18 protein-coding genes are annotated in these 17,704 nt (G+C 37.5%); 3 read left to right on the top strand and 15 right to left on the bottom strand.

The window, feature by feature from the left end:
- Window positions 1-3 precede the first annotated feature (3 nt).
- The 8 genes from CXM95_RS18640 to CXM95_RS18605 all read right to left on the bottom strand — a co-directional run bounded on the left by CXM95_RS18640 (window position 4) and on the right by CXM95_RS18605 (window position 10,868).
- On the bottom strand, window positions 4-1,776 hold the full coding sequence (locus tag CXM95_RS18640; RefSeq protein ID WP_101699664.1) for a VirD4-like conjugal transfer protein, CD1115 family: 1,773 nt from the start codon (window positions 1,774-1,776) through the stop codon (window positions 4-6).
- On the bottom strand, window positions 1,773-2,507 hold the full coding sequence (locus CXM95_RS18635; RefSeq protein ID WP_101699663.1) for a DUF3801 domain-containing protein: 735 nt from the start codon (window positions 2,505-2,507) through the stop codon (window positions 1,773-1,775). The genes CXM95_RS18640 and CXM95_RS18635 overlap by 4 nt, the downstream gene beginning before the upstream one ends.
- A gap of 16 nt (window positions 2,508-2,523) precedes the next feature.
- On the bottom strand, window positions 2,524-2,850 hold the full coding sequence (locus tag CXM95_RS18630) for a PC4/YdbC family ssDNA-binding protein (RefSeq protein WP_101699662.1): 327 nt from the start codon (window positions 2,848-2,850) through the stop codon (window positions 2,524-2,526).
- Complete coding sequence (locus CXM95_RS18625; protein ID WP_233499136.1) at window positions 2,840-3,622, bottom strand: hypothetical protein; 783 nt, start codon at window positions 3,620-3,622, stop codon at window positions 2,840-2,842. Before CXM95_RS18625 ends, CXM95_RS18630 begins: the two co-directional genes overlap by 11 nt.
- 3 nt (window positions 3,623-3,625) lie before the next feature.
- Window positions 3,626-3,898 (bottom strand): hypothetical protein, encoded by a 273-nt coding sequence (locus CXM95_RS18620; RefSeq protein WP_101699660.1) that lies wholly within the window; start codon window positions 3,896-3,898, stop codon window positions 3,626-3,628.
- Window positions 3,899-3,917: 19 nt separating this feature from the next.
- The gene (locus CXM95_RS18615) at window positions 3,918-4,616 is read right to left on the bottom strand and encodes a class A sortase (protein ID WP_158297446.1); all 699 of its coding nucleotides are present in this window, start codon (window positions 4,614-4,616) and stop codon (window positions 3,918-3,920) included.
- A 65-nt stretch (window positions 4,617-4,681) separates the two neighbouring features.
- Window positions 4,682-9,625, bottom strand: a complete 4,944-nt coding sequence (locus CXM95_RS18610; RefSeq protein WP_101699658.1) for a SpaA isopeptide-forming pilin-related protein — start codon at window positions 9,623-9,625, stop codon at window positions 4,682-4,684.
- A gap of 169 nt (window positions 9,626-9,794) precedes the next feature.
- Entirely contained in the window at window positions 9,795-10,868 is a 1,074-nt protein-coding gene (locus CXM95_RS18605; RefSeq protein WP_101699657.1) for a LysM peptidoglycan-binding domain-containing protein, read from the bottom strand.
- Between the two features lie 131 nt (window positions 10,869-10,999).
- Between CXM95_RS18605 and CXM95_RS18600 the strand changes: the two genes are divergently transcribed.
- Window positions 11,000-11,338 (top strand): hypothetical protein, encoded by a 339-nt coding sequence (locus CXM95_RS18600; protein WP_101699656.1) that lies wholly within the window; start codon window positions 11,000-11,002, stop codon window positions 11,336-11,338.
- 58 nt (window positions 11,339-11,396) lie between these two features.
- A complete protein-coding gene (locus CXM95_RS18595; RefSeq protein ID WP_101699655.1) occupies window positions 11,397-11,804 on the top strand; it encodes a hypothetical protein in 408 nt (135 codons plus the stop codon).
- A 488-nt stretch (window positions 11,805-12,292) separates the two neighbouring features.
- On the opposite strand, the gene CXM95_RS18585 is transcribed toward CXM95_RS18595, so the two are convergent.
- From CXM95_RS18585 to CXM95_RS18540, 7 genes are all read right to left on the bottom strand, one after another.
- Window positions 12,293-12,514, bottom strand: coding sequence for a hypothetical protein (locus tag CXM95_RS18585; protein WP_158297445.1), 222 nt, complete (start codon window positions 12,512-12,514; stop codon window positions 12,293-12,295).
- A gap of 2 nt (window positions 12,515-12,516) precedes the next feature.
- Window positions 12,517-12,837: a hypothetical protein gene (locus tag CXM95_RS18580; protein ID WP_101699652.1), complete on the bottom strand. Its 321-nt coding sequence runs from the start codon at window positions 12,835-12,837 to the stop codon at window positions 12,517-12,519.
- Window positions 12,838-12,895: 58 nt separating this feature from the next.
- Window positions 12,896-13,141, bottom strand: coding sequence for a hypothetical protein (locus CXM95_RS18575; protein ID WP_101699651.1), 246 nt, complete (start codon window positions 13,139-13,141; stop codon window positions 12,896-12,898).
- A 563-nt stretch (window positions 13,142-13,704) separates the two neighbouring features.
- Window positions 13,705-13,953 (bottom strand): hypothetical protein, encoded by a 249-nt coding sequence (locus CXM95_RS18560; protein WP_101699648.1) that lies wholly within the window; start codon window positions 13,951-13,953, stop codon window positions 13,705-13,707.
- A gap of 31 nt (window positions 13,954-13,984) precedes the next feature.
- The gene (locus tag CXM95_RS18555; protein WP_101699647.1) at window positions 13,985-14,260 is read right to left on the bottom strand and encodes a hypothetical protein; all 276 of its coding nucleotides are present in this window, start codon (window positions 14,258-14,260) and stop codon (window positions 13,985-13,987) included.
- 89 nt (window positions 14,261-14,349) lie between these two features.
- Window positions 14,350-14,577, bottom strand: coding sequence for a hypothetical protein (locus CXM95_RS18550; protein ID WP_153884113.1), 228 nt, complete (start codon window positions 14,575-14,577; stop codon window positions 14,350-14,352).
- A gap of 941 nt (window positions 14,578-15,518) precedes the next feature.
- Window positions 15,519-15,809 carry a hypothetical protein gene (locus CXM95_RS18540; RefSeq protein ID WP_101699644.1) on the bottom strand — a complete coding sequence of 97 codons (291 nt, stop codon included), beginning with the start codon at window positions 15,807-15,809 and terminating at the stop codon, window positions 15,519-15,521.
- Between the two features lie 847 nt (window positions 15,810-16,656).
- On the opposite strand from CXM95_RS18540, the gene CXM95_RS18535 reads away from it, so the two are divergent.
- Window positions 16,657-17,610 (top strand): helix-turn-helix domain-containing protein, encoded by a 954-nt coding sequence (locus CXM95_RS18535; protein WP_101699643.1) that lies wholly within the window; start codon window positions 16,657-16,659, stop codon window positions 17,608-17,610.
- Window positions 17,611-17,704: the final 94 nt, after the last annotated feature.

The raw sequence follows: 17,704 nt of genomic DNA, 5'->3' as shown, positions 1-17,704 counted from the left end.
TTTTTATGCTGCCCAATCAATATCCAAGACCAACGGTTCACTACTTGTTTCCTTTGAAACGTTGGCTTCAAATTTTTCTAGGCTATTTCTATATCGTTTCACCTCATACCAATTCGGATCGCCTTCTTTATGGCCGAACTCCTTAGCATTCGGGTGTTTTTTATAATTAAACTTAGGAACTTTGAACATTGGTACTGAAGCAATTTTTACCAGTGCATTCAACCTGTCCAGCTCCCCAACTTCACTTTGAGAAATAACTTCTTTTCCAACTGGTTCACTACGAACGGATCCTCTATCGCGTTTTTTCATGTAAATTGTCTTCTTCCCAGCAGTCTCAGAGAAGAATTTCTGAGTATCTGGTTCGGTAGATCCTGAAAGATAGATCCACGCGTCACAATTACCAAAAAATGACTTCCAATCGTCCTTGTACATGGCTACGATTTGATTGACACTCTGTAGTAAAATCGTGATACTCATCAAACGGCTTCTGAATACAGACAAAGCTTGTTTGATATTAGGTACCTTACCTAAATTGGCAAACTCATCCATTAAAAATTGGATTGGAACATTAGCTTCTCCGCCCATTTCATTGTCAATTATGTGTTCCAGTGTTCTAAATGAAAGTAAGAAAATAAGAAGCGGAAGGAAATTGAATGTGTCGTCCATATCTGGAATCTTCAAGAAAACCGCAGTTTTTTCCTCAACCCATTTCTCAATTTCCAAGTTGTCATCTTTAATGAATTCTTTGACCTGTTCGAGATCAAATAGTGAAAAACGAGTGATTGTAATTGCGAGTACACTGTCTTTTGTTTTACCTTCAAAATTCCGTATAAAGTTTTGCCATTGAAGATAGGCATAGTTGTCTTCACCAAACTCTTCCGCAAAATTCTTGAACATGAATTCTAGAGGACTTTCGACATCCTTATTCTCACGCTTCAGTAATCGAACTAAGGTACCTATTTGATCCAGGCTAGGCATAATACCGTCACCTTTGATTTTTTCTGTACCACGATAACGATAATAAAGATAAGCAAACAGAGCTGTAATAAGCAGTTCCTCAGCTTTATCCCAAAACGGCTCACCTTTTTTCTCATGATCGGCATTTGTAGAATCTATCAAAGCGTTTATCACTTTTTTCAACGTTACCTCATCCTTGACATAAGCAAATGGATTGAAGTGATCGGTATTTTTCAGCGTATCAAAATCAACCACTTTGATTTTGTAGCCATTTCTTTCTAGCATTTTTCCGACACGGTTCACGGTTTTTCCTTTCGGATCAGTTACAACAAAACTTGAGTTCATTTGAGCAATATTACTCATAATGTACGAGGTGGTCTTCCAAGATCCTGATCCTCCAATAACCATTACATTGTTATTTCTGTTCAACCTCGGATTTTTTCCCTCGTACAAGTTTTTGTAGCAGCCTTGGCCAAAAATGAGATTGTCTGAAAAGCTCTTCTTGTTCCTAAACTGCTTCATTTCCTTTTTGGTTCCCCACCGGCCGCTACCGTATTCCTTTCCTGGATCATATTCCCTGGTATCTCTTACAAGGTAGGCCAAAGAAGCGACGGTCAATGCTGCACCACATACAAGGAGCGACGTTCTTTCTGTAGAAAAATGAAGCGGATTATAGAAGATCTCCTTACTTACTTGCACGGCTGCAGCCAGCTTCTCACCTTCTGGTGCATGCATGGCTAGTTCTGCAGCTCGATTCGCTACAAAAGCACCGGCTCCACCAAAAAAAGCATACGGAAGAAATGATTGCTTTTTTGTCATAACTCAATTCCCCCACCAGCGTTTTCAAAAAGAGATAGTGCGTCCAAGGTTTCTTTTGCCTCTTTCGCACTATCTCCAACTAATTTGGTTCCTTCTGATCCAACTTGAACGCTGGCTTCTTTTTCTTTCTCTACCGATTTTGCTTTTTCTGTTGATTGTTCTTTTGCTTTTTTGATCAACGCTTCAAATGTGGGCTTCGTGACACATTCCGGATCTTTGACGATTTCATCGATCGTCCGTTGAAGTGCTCGTGTAGCAACGTTCGCATCTTTTGCGTAAAAGTGTAACTCCATTGTTTGGTCAGGAAGTTCTTTGACATGGAATTGAAGACCATACTCAGTTAACATCGTCTTCAGCTGATCTAGGTTCACTTCTTTATTTAACAGCTGTGGTTCAGCCAGCATTTTATTACTGGCCAATAGAAACTCGTAGTCTTTTTCACCAGCCTTTACGAGAAGCTTTTTCTCGCAGTCACGGATTAATTCCATTTGTTTCTCTCTAGGCAATTGTTTAAACTTGAATTCTAATTCGGGTCGATCTGGGAGTCCAAGTTGTTCTCTAAGATTTTTAAACTTTTTCCAATTATCCGTTGCAAGTTGTTCTGCCTGTTGTTTCATTTCCTTAGACTTTGCGGCCTGTTTCAGCATCGAAAAGAGGCGAAACAATTGATAGAGCTTTTGAGGTGTTCCTTTACAAATAACTTGATAAGCCTCTTGTTGCGATTGACTCATAATCTAGCCTCCTAGTTCAAAAGTCTTCAGGAAGATGTGCTGAAATATCTGATTCTTCAGTGTCTTCCTTTTCTTCGGTCGGAATAACTCCTTCTAAGTGTGCTTTTAATACAATTAAAAGATTTTCCAACGTCTGATCAGTAAGCGTAATTCCTTTTTTCATCTTTCCTTCTGGCGACCAGTTTCGAAGATCATACACTGGATCTCGGCCATTATAAGAAACCTTATTAAGCTCAGTAGTTCCCCACTTATTTCTTGCAAGAATTCCGATTTCTTCTGTTTTTTCAAAAGAAATGTCCTTGTTTTCTTCTTTCGATTGGTTCTTTGTTAAATCAAAAACCATTCATACCACCTCCAAATGAAATTCCTAAAAGTCTGTTCAACTGTTGCTCAGCATGTATAAATTGTTTCGAGGGAGTTAATGTAACTTCAGAACGGATTGAACAATCATATTTCTCATTTGCTAACTTGAATATTTGTTCATCCTCAGAAAAGAGATAACCTTCCCCTATTTTCAGTTTAGTAATAGGCTTGATATAGCTTTTCGGTATCACATTTACATTCGCTAAAATTTCTGCAGACGTAGTCGGCATTTGCATAGCTAATACAAAACTTGCATGCTTTAACAAATACAGCTGTCTCCAAGTAAGATCGTTAACACGATGGGCGGTAAACAAATATGCTGCATTCAGGCCGTTAGTTTCTTCCAATAAGTCGATAACCTGAGTATCCTCATCTATATTGGGAATGAAATATTCAAGATCATCAAAGTAAACCCACGTTTTTCTCCCATCTTTCGTATTTTGTTTGATCATTTGGCTTATCGAGCGAAATAATGAATCTATATTATGCTTATCGATTGGCATACCAGGATAAGCTTTCACCCCAACTCCAATATTTTTATCAAAATCTACAAAAGTAAAACGACTATTACTATCCATATGCTTCAAAAAACTCTCATATTCATTTTCCTGAGAAACAAGAATGATCTTATCGTTTTTAAATGTATTTAATGCATGAGAAATCATATTCCTGATCAAGTTTGTTTTCCCACATCCACTTTGCCCAATAAGCACTGTGTATTCTGATTTATTTTCACCAAGCGCAGCTCTCATCAACTATCTTCCTCCTGTCTCACTAGCCAATCCCTCACTGAGTATTGCGTGAGAAGAGTAAAACAATTGATTCATATGATCTATGCACTGATAAATAGATAATTTAAGTTGATCAGTGATTCGATTGTCGTCATTGATCGTTTGGATCACTTCTTCCTCATTGTAAGAATAAAAGCCATCTTCCCAACGTAAGGAAACTTCGATTACTGATTGCGCAATGGAGATTCGATAACTACAACCATCCTTGTTTATATTATCTTGTCCGGATATGTGCATGTATTGACCACTCCTTTCTTCACTCTTCTTTCATCGTTGCTCTAACCATGATTCGATAATCTGATCCAACTCGATCACTATTACAAGTTAATAAAGTCAACCAATGACTATCGTCTGGATCATCTAACATATATTGCCCTTCACTTTGGTGAATAACTCGTGTCTCTTGTACGACATAGGTAGCTTCTTCCCCGTAAAAGGTAATTTCTACCTCGTCTCCGACTGATACATACTGTAGAGAACCGAACAACAGCCCTTGTGAAGTCATGTAATGGCCTAACAGAGCAAAATTTCCTTTACCGATTTGCTGATTTGCCTTAACTGTTCCTGCCCCAATGCTGATATTGGCTTGCGTGATCCCTTCTAAGATAGGTAGATCCATTCCTACAGCTGGAATACGTATAAATCCAACGCCATACTGATCGATCAGTTCAACCGGATCCACAGGCAAATGTGACGATCGTAACGGTTCTATATCTTCCCCACTGTAATTTCCTATCACTCTTTGATCAGTTGATTTTTGTTGCATTTCCACCAATGCTTCTTGTTGCAATGCATTCACTTGTTTAGAAAACTGGAAATGCTTGATAAATACGCCAAGTACTACCAAACCGACAATCAAAATCACTGTAGTTGTATAAACAGCAATTTTTTTCCGTTTGGACGTCTGCCTAAACAAGAGCTTCAATCTCCTGGTTTTGATTAATAGTCCTCTCACGCTATTTCTCCTTCCACAAATACAAAAGAGACAAAGTGAACTTCACTTCGTCTCTTCTTTTGCTGCTATTCAAATAAATTTGCAAAAAAGCTTGTTACTTTGAGTTTCCAATTATCCCAAGTACTGTAGCTTCCTGCTTGAGGAATTTCTGGTGTTTTATTAACCGCAAATCCAACAGTCTGTTCTTTGTTATCTAGATCAAAGTGATCACTAACAAGGTCTGTTAGATCCTCATCACTATAAACCATATGAGTTGCGACTAATTCGTCTCCGTCTTGCATAGTATTTGCAGGCAATAACAAATCAAAGAGAAGTTCCTGTTCTTCTTCTCCTTTTGAAACGAAGGAAGAAATCTCGATATCGACAACCTCTTGAGTAGCTACATTAATATATTTTGTAACAACAAAATACTCGTGTCCTTCTTTTCCACCTCGTACCCATGCATAGTCCGTCAACTTGTTATCAACTGTTGGATCTACTACTTTTGCACCCGTTTCAGTTTCTGCAAACACAGTCTCAACTTCAAGATCCAATCGATCGTTTTCAACTTCGATTATGATCGTTTCTTCATGATTCTCAGCTGAGATTTCAAACGGATATTCTTCGTTATTTTCGTGGTACCAATCAAGTGGTTTCGTTTCAACAAACACATATTGACCGGTTGGTAGATCTTCAACTAGAATCTCTCCATTCTCATCTGTTACATAGGTACCGATAACAGTGCGTGAGTCGCTTTCTGAGCTTCCGTTGTCTTCTTCAACGACATTATCTTCAGGAAGCTCCTCTTCTTCCTCAGCAGCCTCTGAACGAGTTTCTGGCGTTGTTTCTGCTTCGTCTTCAGGAGTGCCTTCTTCCGTTTCCTTCTCGTCAGGATCAGACGGATTTTCCTTATCTGTTGTATCATTATCCGTTTCTGGTTCGGTTTGTTTGAACTCCCCAATTCGAATCAAATCAAATTCGACACCAGGTAACGCCTTTTGATCCATTCCATCTGTTTTGATTACTTTTACGTTTGCACGTGCAAGACGATTCAAAATAGCATCGGATCCTTCTTCAGGATCTTCTTCCGTTACAACTGAATCTTCTTCTTGTTCCTCTGACTCTTCAGAAGCACCAGCGTCTGCTTCATTTTCTTCTGTTTCGGGAGTTTCCTGTTTCTCTGCTTCCCCTTCAGCCTCTAAGTCATTTGGTTCGTCTTCGTTTTCGCCTTCTTCGATTGGAGCTTCTTCATCGGTTTCTGGCTCGTTTTCAGTTTGTTTTGCTGAAACATGAATATCGTGTTTTTGATCATTCGTTTCTGGTTCGTAGGTGAAGAAGTATTTCGCTTCATTCAAGACATGATCTGTACCAGCATCTACTTCTTGCAAGTACATACGAATCGTCTGATTCGGTAACTTCAGTCCTTCAAAAGCAATGATTCCATCTTCTACCGTTGTGTAGCGCAATGTTGTATCTGCTTCAAGAACGGACTCCCCAATCGTCAATTCTTCGGCTAAACGTAAAGCAAAAACTTGTCCGTTGTTTGCGGCTTCCAAATCAATTACAGCTTGATCGTCTTCCCAACCAATAACTACTTCCTGCTCTTTTTGCCCATAGATATTGATCTCTTGTAAAAAGTTTTCTACATCTAGGGTACTAGAAGTGATCTCTAGTGCTTGTCCGGCATATTCGATTTCAAAAGGAATTGGATCTTCCAATAAGACGACCCCTTTTGGCGCACCCACTTCAATTAACTCATATTTTCCGATATAGAGAATTGGATCAGTTAGGAAGCGGCCCTCTTCATCCGTTGTCCAAACAAGATCTTCCCCATCTTGCTGTAAAAATTCTCCAGCTGGGAAGCGAACAGTGTTATCACCAGTCACAATATCTTCAGTTGGACGAATTTTAAACTCAAAACCTGCACCTGCATGCTGTTCGAATTCTAGTTCACTGTACTCACCATATTCAGACTCATGATTCACAACAGAAACATTCGTTTCAACCGTTTTGTTGACTTCTAATTGCCCCATTTGGTTCTTATTGGTGATCACAACTAAGACGATCCCGTCTTCTTCTTCACCAGTGACTTCAAAGTATGCTGGCTCGTCAGCTAGGACGTATCCCTCGGGCGCTTCTACTTCAACTGCTTTATATTCTCCAAACGCAAATTGTGTTGGCAGTTGAAGAATACCTTCTTCATTAGTGTAGAAAACAGAATGCTCTACACCGTCTAAGTCTTTCATTTTCAGTTGTTCGCCAGTCGTTTCTGAATAAATTTCAAAACCTGCTTTAGATCTGACAATCTCTTTGCCAGTTTCTTCGTCAACTTTTACAAAGCGAACCTTTGCTTCTTTCACCTTGTTTTCAATGACATAATGGAACGTTTGTCCATGTTCACTAATCGTTACATAGAAGTCTTCGCTACCATCATAACCTGTAGGAACTTTCGTTTCCGACACACGGTAGGTTCCATACTGAAGTCCGGAAAAACTTACATGGCCAGAAGCATCTGTAGTCTTTCTAGCGACTTCCTCGCGATTGCCGTGATCTCGGTATACGGTAAACTCAACACCTTCTAATACAGTTACTTCATTTGATTGATCTTGACCAGTGATCCAATGCCAGGCGTTGTTCCACCAGCTGTAGTTTCCGATCTTAATCAAATCAAACCCACCTGTAATTACCTGGTTTTGTTTGGTCACATTTGCTTGTACTCCTACCGCAGCTGTTTGGCCAGCATAGGCAATCGTAAATGGTACTGGTGTATCATCAAGGACGTAACCTTTCGGCGCTTCTACCTCTACAAAATAATAATCATCAAGCAAAAGGTTTCGAACAGTTAGTTCACCTTTAGAATCAGTTGTGTAGGTTCCTAGTTTTTCTTTGTTAGAAGCTCTATATAAATCAAACTTGGCTCCTTCAAAAGTTGCTTCACCTTGTGGAACACCGTCTGTCTCAATGTCACGCTTTTTAAGAACCACATTGCCTCGTTGTTCCTGATTTTCCACTTCTTGCATGATATTAGTAACATCAATATTTTGACCTGCATATTTGATAATTACGGTCCACGTATTCGTGTTCAGTAAGAATCCTTCAGAAGCTTGGATTTCTTTTAACGTATAGGTACCCAAAGGTAAACTTTTCGATTTAGCAATACCTGAAGCATTGGTTGTAATCGTATCGACTAGCTTACCAGAAGTATCTGATCCCTCGTATACTTCAAAAATGTTTCCTTCCAAAGTATAGTTAGCATTTGGCATATCTTTACCAAATTCTACAGCAGATTTATCGATCGTAATCGTACCTAGCTGCTCTTTATTTTTTATTTCTTGGCTAACGTTTGTGATTTCAACGTTTTGGCCAGCATATTTTATTTCAATCGTCCAAGTATTTGTATTTAATACATAACCTCTTGACGCTTGTCTTTCTCGAATCGTATAGATTCCTAAAGGAAGATTTCTTGTTTTGGCGGTTCCTGAAGCATTGGTTGTAATGGTATCAACCAAATCTCCATTGGTATCTGAACCTTCAAAGACTTCAAAGATATTTCCCTCTAGCGTGTAATGATCATTAGGCATATCTTTGCCGTACATTTCCCCTAGCTTATCGATCGTGATCGTCCCTAGTTGTACACGGTTATCAAAGGTTGCCGTAGTGGTTTCATTTGCACGAATAGTAATTGTTTGCGGTGTCCGATTAATGACATATCCGTTTGGTGCTGTGATCTCTTCGATCGTTACCTTAGTATCATGAATCAGATCGCGCCATTCTGCTATTCCCTCAGCGTTTGTAGTGATCTCTTTCTTTTCCCCATCATCAGTTGTAAAACGGAATACAGCACCGGCTAGAGGTTCTCCCGTTGTTTCATCAACTTTCCGGACGCGTGCATGACCTTGTTTCAATACATTGACATTTAAAAATCCTTGTCCAGGATCGGGTAAATGCATTCTTGATAGATCTTGAGAAATTCCGTTAGTATATGCATAAGTGGTACCAATACCGGCTCCATTAGGATTAAGTTTCGCCAATGTGATTCTTCCGGAATCATTGGAAGCCGCAGTTGCGGTAATCACCAAGTCGTTACCGTCTTTCCGAACGTTAACACCAGCTGTATTGGCGATAACAGAGCCATTCCAAGAAGCAAAGCGATTGTGTGTATCTCTCACTCGAACTTCTTCGCCAACTTTAACAGTGACGGTTGTATTATGCCATGAAGGCGTTAAACGGTGATCAGCAATACTTGCATTAACTTTTGATACAAAATCATCATAAGTTGATTTACCAAACACACCATAGTTAATAAAACTTCCGCCCATTTCCGCCCAAACCATCATCTGTGTTAGTGCGTAATTTTGCATCGTAGGTGATTGGTAATAACCAAAATATCCGATCAAACTCAATCTAGCAGCTCTTTCAGCTGTAAGAACCGAAGACAGATCCAACTTTTGCGTATACTGAATACCTGCTTCAGTAAATACACCTTCTTGGATACAAAATACATCTTCGCCATCGATTTGCCAGCGAATAATAATATCATGCGTGTAATGCAGACCAGACGGCGTATAACGGGCCACATTTGCATTCGTTCGTCCATTCTCGCTTAAACGATACGTGGTGCTTCTTAACATGCTTTCTTTTTTTAGTTGCTGCCATTCGTCTGATTGATCTGCCAATTCTTGTTGTTCAAAATAAGAAGACATAGCATGAAGATCTTCTTCACCGATAAAGAATTGTTTTAATTCTTCAGGTACTTCCCGTGTTTCAACGGTCGGTCCATCGTTTGCATTTTGGCTTTCTCCAGTTTGTATTGGACCAATAAAATCTTTATTATCAGCCTCGCTGACCCCTTCATTTTCAGACGATCCATCCGCCTGTTTATTTTGATCAGTTTCTTCACTTTCATTTTCTACTGTATTTTCGATTCCATTTGCAAGAGTAATCGCAAATGACTCGATCGGAAAACTTGTAGTAATTACAAGTGAGAGCATTAGAATGCTCATAATCTTCCGTAGCTTTTTAAATCTCATAAAAATCCTCCTCTTGATTAAAAGACCAATGGATAACCATGGTGCATTGATTGGCTTGTTTAAAAGAAGGACTACGACATTTTCTATCCATATCTCACCTCAAAAACAAAAAAGAGGAGAGCATTTTCATGCTTTCCTCTTTTTCAATATTCTTATTCAATTAATTATTCTAGTAGAAATTTACAGTCCAGCCGATAATATCACCAGCCGCATTCAACGCTGGATAAGCGACAAAATCTGTAAATTCAAGGAATTTACCTTCTGCCCATAATGCGTAAGCTTCAGCGAAAGCAGCTTCTTGTGTTGCAACAAAAATTCCGCTGTTTCCTAAATTAGTGGGCTGATCAGGATTGGTTTCTCCTCCGCCTGAACCATTATCGCCGCCTCCTGGAGGAGTTGTTTCACCACCACCAGAACCGTTATCGTCGCCTCCTGAGCCGTTGTCTTCGCCACCAGAGCCATTATCGCCGCCTCCTGGAGGAGTTACTTGATCATCTTTCGCAATCTCGAACTCAATGTAAATGTAGTCACCATCAGGGTGTACTTCGTATCCTTTGATTCCGTTTGGATAATTCTCTTTGACCCATGCAGAAGCCTCATCAGTATTATTGAATGGGCCAACACGGAAACGTGTGAACATAGCATTCTCGCCTACAACTGTTACTGACACTTCGCGATCTGTTGATTGCCCATTGTCTCCACCCGTTGGCGGTGTAGTTGTTCCATTGTCACCACTGCCTGAACCATCATCTGTTGTCGGTGGTGTTGTTGGTTTACTTGAATCTCCAGATCCGTTTTCGCCAGTTGATCCACCGCCAGCTGGCTTCGTAGAATCAGCACTGTCTTCTTTGGGTTTTGGAGCAGCAATTTGCGCAACTGTTTCTCCAGATTCATCTTGAATCGTTACAGATTTACGATCACGATCAAAAATCAGCTTGTTGCCTTCATAAATCCAATCAGGATCCGCAATGCCATTTCTTTTTGCAATGTCCTCAAACGGAATACCTGTTGCTTGTCCTAAAACAGAGAGCGTGTCACCTCTAACAATTGTATAAGTGTTATCTACCATTTTATCTAAATCTACTTTTACCTGGTCTACAGTACGAGCAATCCATACAGTTGCACTGATTGGAGTCGCCTCTTGCTCAGCTGCCGCTGCTTCCTTCACCCCTGTTGTACCTGCAACGTAAAGAGTTGCGAGTAACGCCAACGCTACCGAGATTTTCCCTTTGATTGATTTCATATTTTTCCTCCCTATGGTTGTATATTATATATAACTTCCTTAAAATCAATATATCATATATAACTTTTGCTTGCAAACACTTTTTTTAAGCACTATTCTTAAGTTATAGGTTTTAAGAAAGGAATATTGCTATGGCTATTGATAAAACTAAATCAAAACAGGTGTTGCAAAGAATCAATACAGACGTTTTTCAGCAAATTGAAGAACTGAATTTAGATACTAGTAATAAAAGAAATACCACTAATAGATCCGCAAAGATTCGAGAATTAATTAGATTAGGATTAACTAGTAATCTACCAGTTGAAGACTTCCAAATTCTTGCTACTAAAGATTATGAGAAAGTACTTCTGACACTTCCAAATGAAATGTTGGAACAAATCAAAGAATTTCAGCATGCAAATCGCATAGATAATCGTACAAACGCAGTCTTGATACTGATAAAAATGGGATTATACGAAATTCAACAGTAATTCGAACCGATACAACTTAAAGAGCTTGATTTCAAAAATTAAAAACTGGAGACAACATATGAAAAAAAAATTATATATCATCCTTCCAATACTCTTCTTATCGATCAGCATTTTCCTTTTATATCAAACACGTTCGGTCAGAAATGAACATCGATTGGAGAATGACGCTTCTAGTTCGGCTGAACTCTCTGCGTTCGAACAACTTCAAAAAGCACTGAATAAGAATCTTACCGACTTGGGTGAAGGATTTATCCAATATGTTCACTTTGAAGACGTCAACGAAGCAACAATTGTCACAGATAATGACGAGATAATTTTTCCGATTGCTCTGATTGATCGAGAAACAAATGAATTCAAACTGGAAAAACTGATTTCAAGCCCTGATTCTTTCTTTATTGGTGACACGTTTGGTCTTGCTACTGACGGCCAAACCAATTATTACTACTATCCTTTAGAAACTGACTAAAGTTCTCAGCTAAGATTTGCCAAGGTTCGCATGCCCCTGACCCTAGTAAATCTTAGCCGAGGACTACTTTTTATTTATTTTCAAAAAACGGTGATATTTTGTTATTATATGACTAAAATAACTCGTTTTATACTTATAGAGTACCAAAAGTTGAAATTTAATGCTACAGTAGATTTTTTACACTATCGTATCAATTTCATTGAAATCAATAAAAAACTAAGTACAACAAAGTACCATAAAAGCAATAGAAATAACGGAAACCACAACATTCCGGAAAAATAATGATTCCAATAAACAACTGATCCTAGAACCACAGCAAGAAAACCACCGATAAAGATTCTCCAAAACCAATTTGCCAATACCTCAAGACGCCTGTCACATTTCAGTGTCCGCTCATTTACATTCGATACCATAATTTGTCTCACTCTCCTTCTTCAATTTCAATTCATAAATTAACTCTCCTAGCTCAGTTTGCTGTTGCTACTCAACTATTTTGGTGAATTACTGACTTCAATGCACAAGGTAATAATATCTCTTCCCCCATGTGTTGTAATTCCTGCGTCTAGTAATGTCACCTCATATTCTGCCGCTCGTGGATAAGTCGCTAAAATATCTTTTACTAAAATTCCTGTTGGGTAAGTTTCTTCTACAATTTCAAACGTTGCATCAGCTTTCTCTGGTAAAATTTTCAATAATTCTTTTAATTTCAATTTCATTTCCCCCTATTCCGTATAATCTGTCTATTGCTGACAAATCCATCTTCGTTCATAATTCCTTCTTCCGTTTTGATAATGTCTTCTAGCTCATTTGAGACCCTTTTAAATTTAACCGGATCTTCTTCAGCCAGTTCTATCAAAGCTTTGTATGGATCAAAACGACTGAATTTATCCTTTTCTAAGGAAACTGTTTTAACTGTGTAACCTTTATCTTCCAAGTCTGCACTGTTTGTTAAATAACCTTTTGAATCAACTATTATTTTTGCACCATTTTCTACTGTTTTTATTTCTTTTCCGTTATTCATCACATTCCCCATCTTTTACTATCCCCTTATTAAATCATCATCAATTAGTTTGTTTTGGTTGATAGTGGAATCATTTGTCTTCCCGTAACAAAACCCACTGACTGAATACAATTTGGACTGCAAGAGATTCCTCTTCAGACATAGTGATAAAATTGTATATTGTTTCTTCGTCAAACATTTGGGTATTTTTATCGACTAAGTAATAGAACAAGTCCCAAGCGTGACTATGTTGCCAGGTGTATACGTGTTTTAAATCTTCTAGTAATTGTTGCTGTCTCTCGTTAAAATCCATTAAAACTGCTAACTTATCCTCCATTAAGGCACCCTTTCTATCAATTGGACTATTTTTCGAAATTTCATTCTTGGAAACTTCACAATTTCTGTTTCTGAAAGATAATTTTTATTTGTAGAAAGCCTGATACAAGCCAAAGCAAAGCAGATATTGTAAGAAACCACTTCATGTAGCAATGGATATCCTTTAATCGATTTGAGCCGAATAAAAACAATAAGACAAAACAACTCAAAATTGAAATAACTATATGAACTGATAATAAACAGCTTTTCATTTTCTGTATTCTTTTTATTTTTTTTCAATTTCAATTGCTTCAGATATTTTCACTTAATTATCCTCCCAAGACGCAGCAAATATTAGAAATCCTGAAATAAACCCTATCGCAATCATTAGTAGGTAGTTAATGAGTAAGCAAAGATATAGATTTGCCAGTTGATCTCTGTATTGAATGTAAAAATCATAAAGATTCTTAGGATCCTCGAAGAGTAATTTATGATTGTTTTTTAATGGAACAATTCTTAGAGTATAAAAGCCATACATTGCTACAGCTGCTGATCCTAATGCAAAACAAATTCTGGGTAAATAATTCAAAATATTCTTTGCCATTTCAATTCCCTATGCTTAGGTTTTCGTATCAAATGAGGATAAAGTTCTTTTTCGCATTCCTGAAGATCCCGAAGCATACTTTCCATTGTCTCACCTTCTCCAACCAATGCAGCGGCCTTGTCCTCCTTATGTTCATAAGCCCAGGCATGATATGATACCCCTTTTCTACTAGGAGTTACTGTTAACTGCAGGTGCCACCCATCTTTGACGTAATCTTCTATTTGCTTCATGGCAACTCCTCCTTTTTTTCGTCTAATCCGACTAGAATTCCAACAATAACTCAGGCTTTTCAAGAAACAGAAAAACATGTTTCCTGGATTTATAAATTTTTGAAATATTGTACCGTTTTCCGCTTCCGTGTAATTCAATTCCTCTCGCAGCCCTCAGTGCATGGATATCTATCGCACCGCTATTAAAGAATCGATATTCAATTGCAATAAATAGATCTCCTTTATCAATATACTCGTTCGTGTGCCCTGCCATTTCAATTTGGCAATGTTTTTTTCTAACCTTGTAGTAAGATTCATTTTGTTCCATATCCTATACTCGTTCCTTTCTGATCATAAAAATAAAAAGCACATAGAATGATCCTATGCGCTTTTAGTACTTTCATTTCTTGTTTTAAATTATCTAATTTTGATTAGGGTTTCTGTTTTCATAATATCTTCTTCCATTTGTTTACGAATATAAGTAATATCCAAACATTTAGAAAAACTTAGTTCCCTACGTAAATTAATAGCTCTTTTTTTGTTCCAAATTCCTTTTTTCTCTTGATAACAAATATATTCTGCTAAAGTAATAGCTTTTCTTCTTCCAGTCTTCATGAAGGCTAGTAGTTTATCAACCTCTGACATAGTAGACCACCCGTCTTTCATATTCATAAGCAATTAGATTTCATCCGATTGCTTATACAACAAACTTAATTTCTCATATTGATCCTCGATCTGAGATAATAGATATACTGTCGTCATAGAATGAAATATGCTTGTGAAAAAGCTCGTTCCGACAATCGTCCCGAGAATTGTAAAGATTACATTCCCTATTGAATCGATAGGTATACTAAAAATGGTACTAAAATAAGAACTGAGAAAATATCCTATTATGAACATCACAGCAATGCTCAAAAGCTTTAGGCCATGTTCGGAACCGGATCTAAAAACTAGACAGACCCTCTTAAAATAACTTTTTTCCAACAAATTCAACATCTTTTCCAGCTTCATTGTTTCATGTTTAATCTTTTTATCAAACATGTTCTGCTGACACTGCCTGATCCCTTCAAGCAATTCACTTTCACTCTTCAAACCAACTCCTCCTTCAAGTTAAACACTTACTTTCAATCATTTTTATTAAACATGATAAAGAGCTTTTTCCTTTGGACCACCTCTATTGCAAAAATAAAAGAGAAGAAAAAGCTTTCTGTGCTGTTCTTTAATAGCTGAAACTAAGTATTTTGATAGATAAAAAAATATTTTTACTTACAAATGATATTGGAATCACTTTTAGGGTGAGTGAGAACCGGCCGGTTTAGGATCCCGTGCAACCTCTCATACCTCATATTGCTGCCAGTATTGCCAAGCCCAGACATCCATCTGAAAGCCGTCTGAAAGAATAAAATATGAACTTCAATGCCTAGAGTGATCCAACAGTCACTCCAAGCCCTGTCCTTTAGTGTGAATAGCAACGTGATATAGACAGTCAGACTCCCACGTCTTTTTTTGCTATTCTTGCTATTCAGTTTTCAAAGGACAAGCAAGCTTTCACTTGCAAGTAGAAATATTCTTTTATCAATTTTTTGTTATGAGCGAACTTTATAGGGATATTTCACTAAGCGCAAAGAATCAACTGGTTTCGTTCTTTTGGCAAAAACGATTTTCCCTGGCAGTGTAGCCGTGCGGATCTCGTCATATTTTTGTGTCAATGATTCCATAGCTTTTGTCTCTATATTGAGAATTTGACCATCACCGATATTGATCCATATTGATCGGTCAAATAACCGAATAGATTGAGCACGACTTTCAATTTCCGAAAGAGAACAGACAGAAGTTAATTCCCTAGCTTGACGCCTTTTTTTACTTTTGACTACCATCCCAATCAATCCTTTCTAACCAATTCACTTGTATAAGTTTTAGTCATCGATCTTGCTTTCACTGCTGCTCGAGCAATTAAATCAAAGTTGCTTACCGCTATTATTAAGAAATTATTGTAATTATGCTTAATTCAGTCTTTCTCCCTCCCATATTTTGTGAAAATTTGCTAATATACTTTCAGACAAACAAAAAAGGGGTGCCACGCGACCTAAATCACGTGACACCCCTGACTGTTCAACTATTCCCAACGAGATATTTAACCAGAAAAGTCTACAGTCTTCCCCTTTTAGGGCGTGACGAAGAAGCTATTCTATGCTAAACTAAACCTCGTTGGGCGTAGCCCAACAGAGGGGGTATGCAACATGGTATTAGACTCGCATTCTAATATTCATGTACGCACGTTCGAAAGATTACCAGTCTTCCGGTCGTGTCGCATCCCCTTTTTTGATTGCCTGAAATATATCTCAGCCTGAGCAACCAAAAAAACTATATTTAAACATTAATTGTTTTTTATTTTGCTAAAAACATCATTTTCACAAAAAGCATAGCATTGTTCTGTTCTTTTCGCAAGTGATTTTCGAAAATACAGAACTGCATGCTTTTTTATTTTGAATAAATTATTATTATGGTGTCAGCAAAAAAATAATTATAATTTATTGGTTACGGACGAGTAATCTGTATATCGTATGGACTAAATGGAAACATTCCTCTACCCCCTTATGGTTGTGCACAATCGATTTTGATATCTAACCATAGTATGACAATTTCGTCAAAAAAACGCAATATAATATCAAAAATGTGCTAATTCGGCACATTTAAATAAATTAATATAAATGGAGGGATATTATGCAGTTTCATCAAGCAATAAAATATATTCGAAAAAAAGTCAATATGACACAAGACGAAATAAGCAAAGACATCGTTTCAAGAACCTCTTATTCCCGCTTTGAAAATGGTGAAAGAGTGCTCTCTATCAGCGATATAGAAAAACTTGCAAATCGTTTAGGCATGCAGCTTTCAGATATTATCGATATACAAAATGAAAAAAACCAGGTTCTACTTTTTATTACACAACAATGCAAGGAAGCCTTTGCTGGCAATCTTGATACACAAGATATCGAAGCATTGTATAGATATATAGACGACCTAAAAGATCGGTCAATGACCTATTTACGTTATCATTACTACGTTCGTCAACATTTCAATCACGTTAGTAACCTAATTCCTGAATTATCCAAAAAGGATACTGATCATGTATATAAAGAAATCAAAGCAAGAAAAAATATTACCGCTATTTATCTGCAATTCATTATTGATTTCACAGCGCATTTTTCTGACGAACAAATCCTTGATATCTCAACAATTTTCAAAGATTATGACTTTCGTCAAATATCCTCTTTGAATTCTAGGTATGCTCATCAATTGCCAGACGCATTATTCAACTTAGCTGACAGATCCATTGATCGAGCAACCAAAACAACAAACCAGTTAAAACAAGACCTGATCAATAACGCTAGCGAGATTCTAGAAACTCTCATCAGTTACCAAAGACTTAAATATTCGTCTGATCACGTATTGCTATACAGGTTTTCCAAGTATCGGCTAGACTATTATAAAACTGAAAATAACAAGTTAAAACAGCAAGCAATACTGAACCTACGGGAATTTCTAGAAGAGCTTTATTACTTAAAATCCAAATCTCCAATTCGTCATGTTTATGCTGAGGAATGTATTAAGTCGATTGAAAATCTTTTATCAGGAAATGGCCCATCTGAAGTGATCAATTACATAATCAACTGATTATCTAGTACATCTAGCTCAGAGTAAACCTCTGAGTATCTTTATTTTTAGAACTAAATCCTCTATAACATCTTATTCTAGCAAATTAAAAAAG

Source organism: Enterococcus sp. CR-Ec1 (assembly GCF_002850555.1).
GTDB classification, from domain to species: domain Bacteria; phylum Bacillota; class Bacilli; order Lactobacillales; family Enterococcaceae; genus Enterococcus_D; species Enterococcus_D entomosocium.
The sequence above is the reverse complement of the archived record's forward strand: the minus strand, read 5'-3'. Positions and strand labels throughout refer to the sequence as shown.

Bases quoted from the DNA above. Each gene is read 5' to 3' on its own strand.
- CXM95_RS18605 (WP_101699657.1), bottom strand. From the start codon at position 10,868: ATGAAATCAATCAAAGGGAAAATCTCGGTAGCGTTGGCGTTACTCGCA.
- CXM95_RS18630 (WP_101699662.1), bottom strand. From the start codon at position 2,850: ATGGTTTTTGATTTAACAAAGAACCAATCGAAAGAAGAAAACAAGGAC.
- CXM95_RS18555 (WP_101699647.1), bottom strand. From the start codon at position 14,260: ATGGAACAAAATGAATCTTACTACAAGGTTAGAAAAAAACATTGCCAA.
- CXM95_RS18550 (WP_153884113.1), bottom strand. From the start codon at position 14,577: ATGTCAGAGGTTGATAAACTACTAGCCTTCATGAAGACTGGAAGAAGA.
- CXM95_RS18640 (WP_101699664.1), bottom strand. From the start codon at position 1,776: ATGACAAAAAAGCAATCATTTCTTCCGTATGCTTTTTTTGGTGGAGCC.
- CXM95_RS18625 (WP_233499136.1), bottom strand. From the start codon at position 3,622: ATGAGAGCTGCGCTTGGTGAAAATAAATCAGAATACACAGTGCTTATT.
- CXM95_RS18635 (WP_101699663.1), bottom strand. From the start codon at position 2,507: ATGAGTCAATCGCAACAAGAGGCTTATCAAGTTATTTGTAAAGGAACA.
- CXM95_RS18560 (WP_101699648.1), bottom strand. From the start codon at position 13,953: ATGAAGCAAATAGAAGATTACGTCAAAGATGGGTGGCACCTGCAGTTA.
- CXM95_RS18540 (WP_101699644.1), bottom strand. From the start codon at position 15,809: ATGGTAGTCAAAAGTAAAAAAAGGCGTCAAGCTAGGGAATTAACTTCT.
- CXM95_RS18595 (WP_101699655.1), top strand. From the start codon at position 11,397: ATGAAAAAAAAATTATATATCATCCTTCCAATACTCTTCTTATCGATC.
- CXM95_RS18580 (WP_101699652.1), bottom strand. From the start codon at position 12,837: ATGGGGAATGTGATGAATAACGGAAAAGAAATAAAAACAGTAGAAAAT.
- CXM95_RS18575 (WP_101699651.1), bottom strand. From the start codon at position 13,141: ATGGAGGATAAGTTAGCAGTTTTAATGGATTTTAACGAGAGACAGCAA.
- CXM95_RS18535 (WP_101699643.1), top strand. From the start codon at position 16,657: ATGCAGTTTCATCAAGCAATAAAATATATTCGAAAAAAAGTCAATATG.
- CXM95_RS18610 (WP_101699658.1), bottom strand. From the start codon at position 9,625: ATGAGATTTAAAAAGCTACGGAAGATTATGAGCATTCTAATGCTCTCA.
- CXM95_RS18620 (WP_101699660.1), bottom strand. From the start codon at position 3,898: ATGCACATATCCGGACAAGATAATATAAACAAGGATGGTTGTAGTTAT.
- CXM95_RS18600 (WP_101699656.1), top strand. From the start codon at position 11,000: ATGGCTATTGATAAAACTAAATCAAAACAGGTGTTGCAAAGAATCAAT.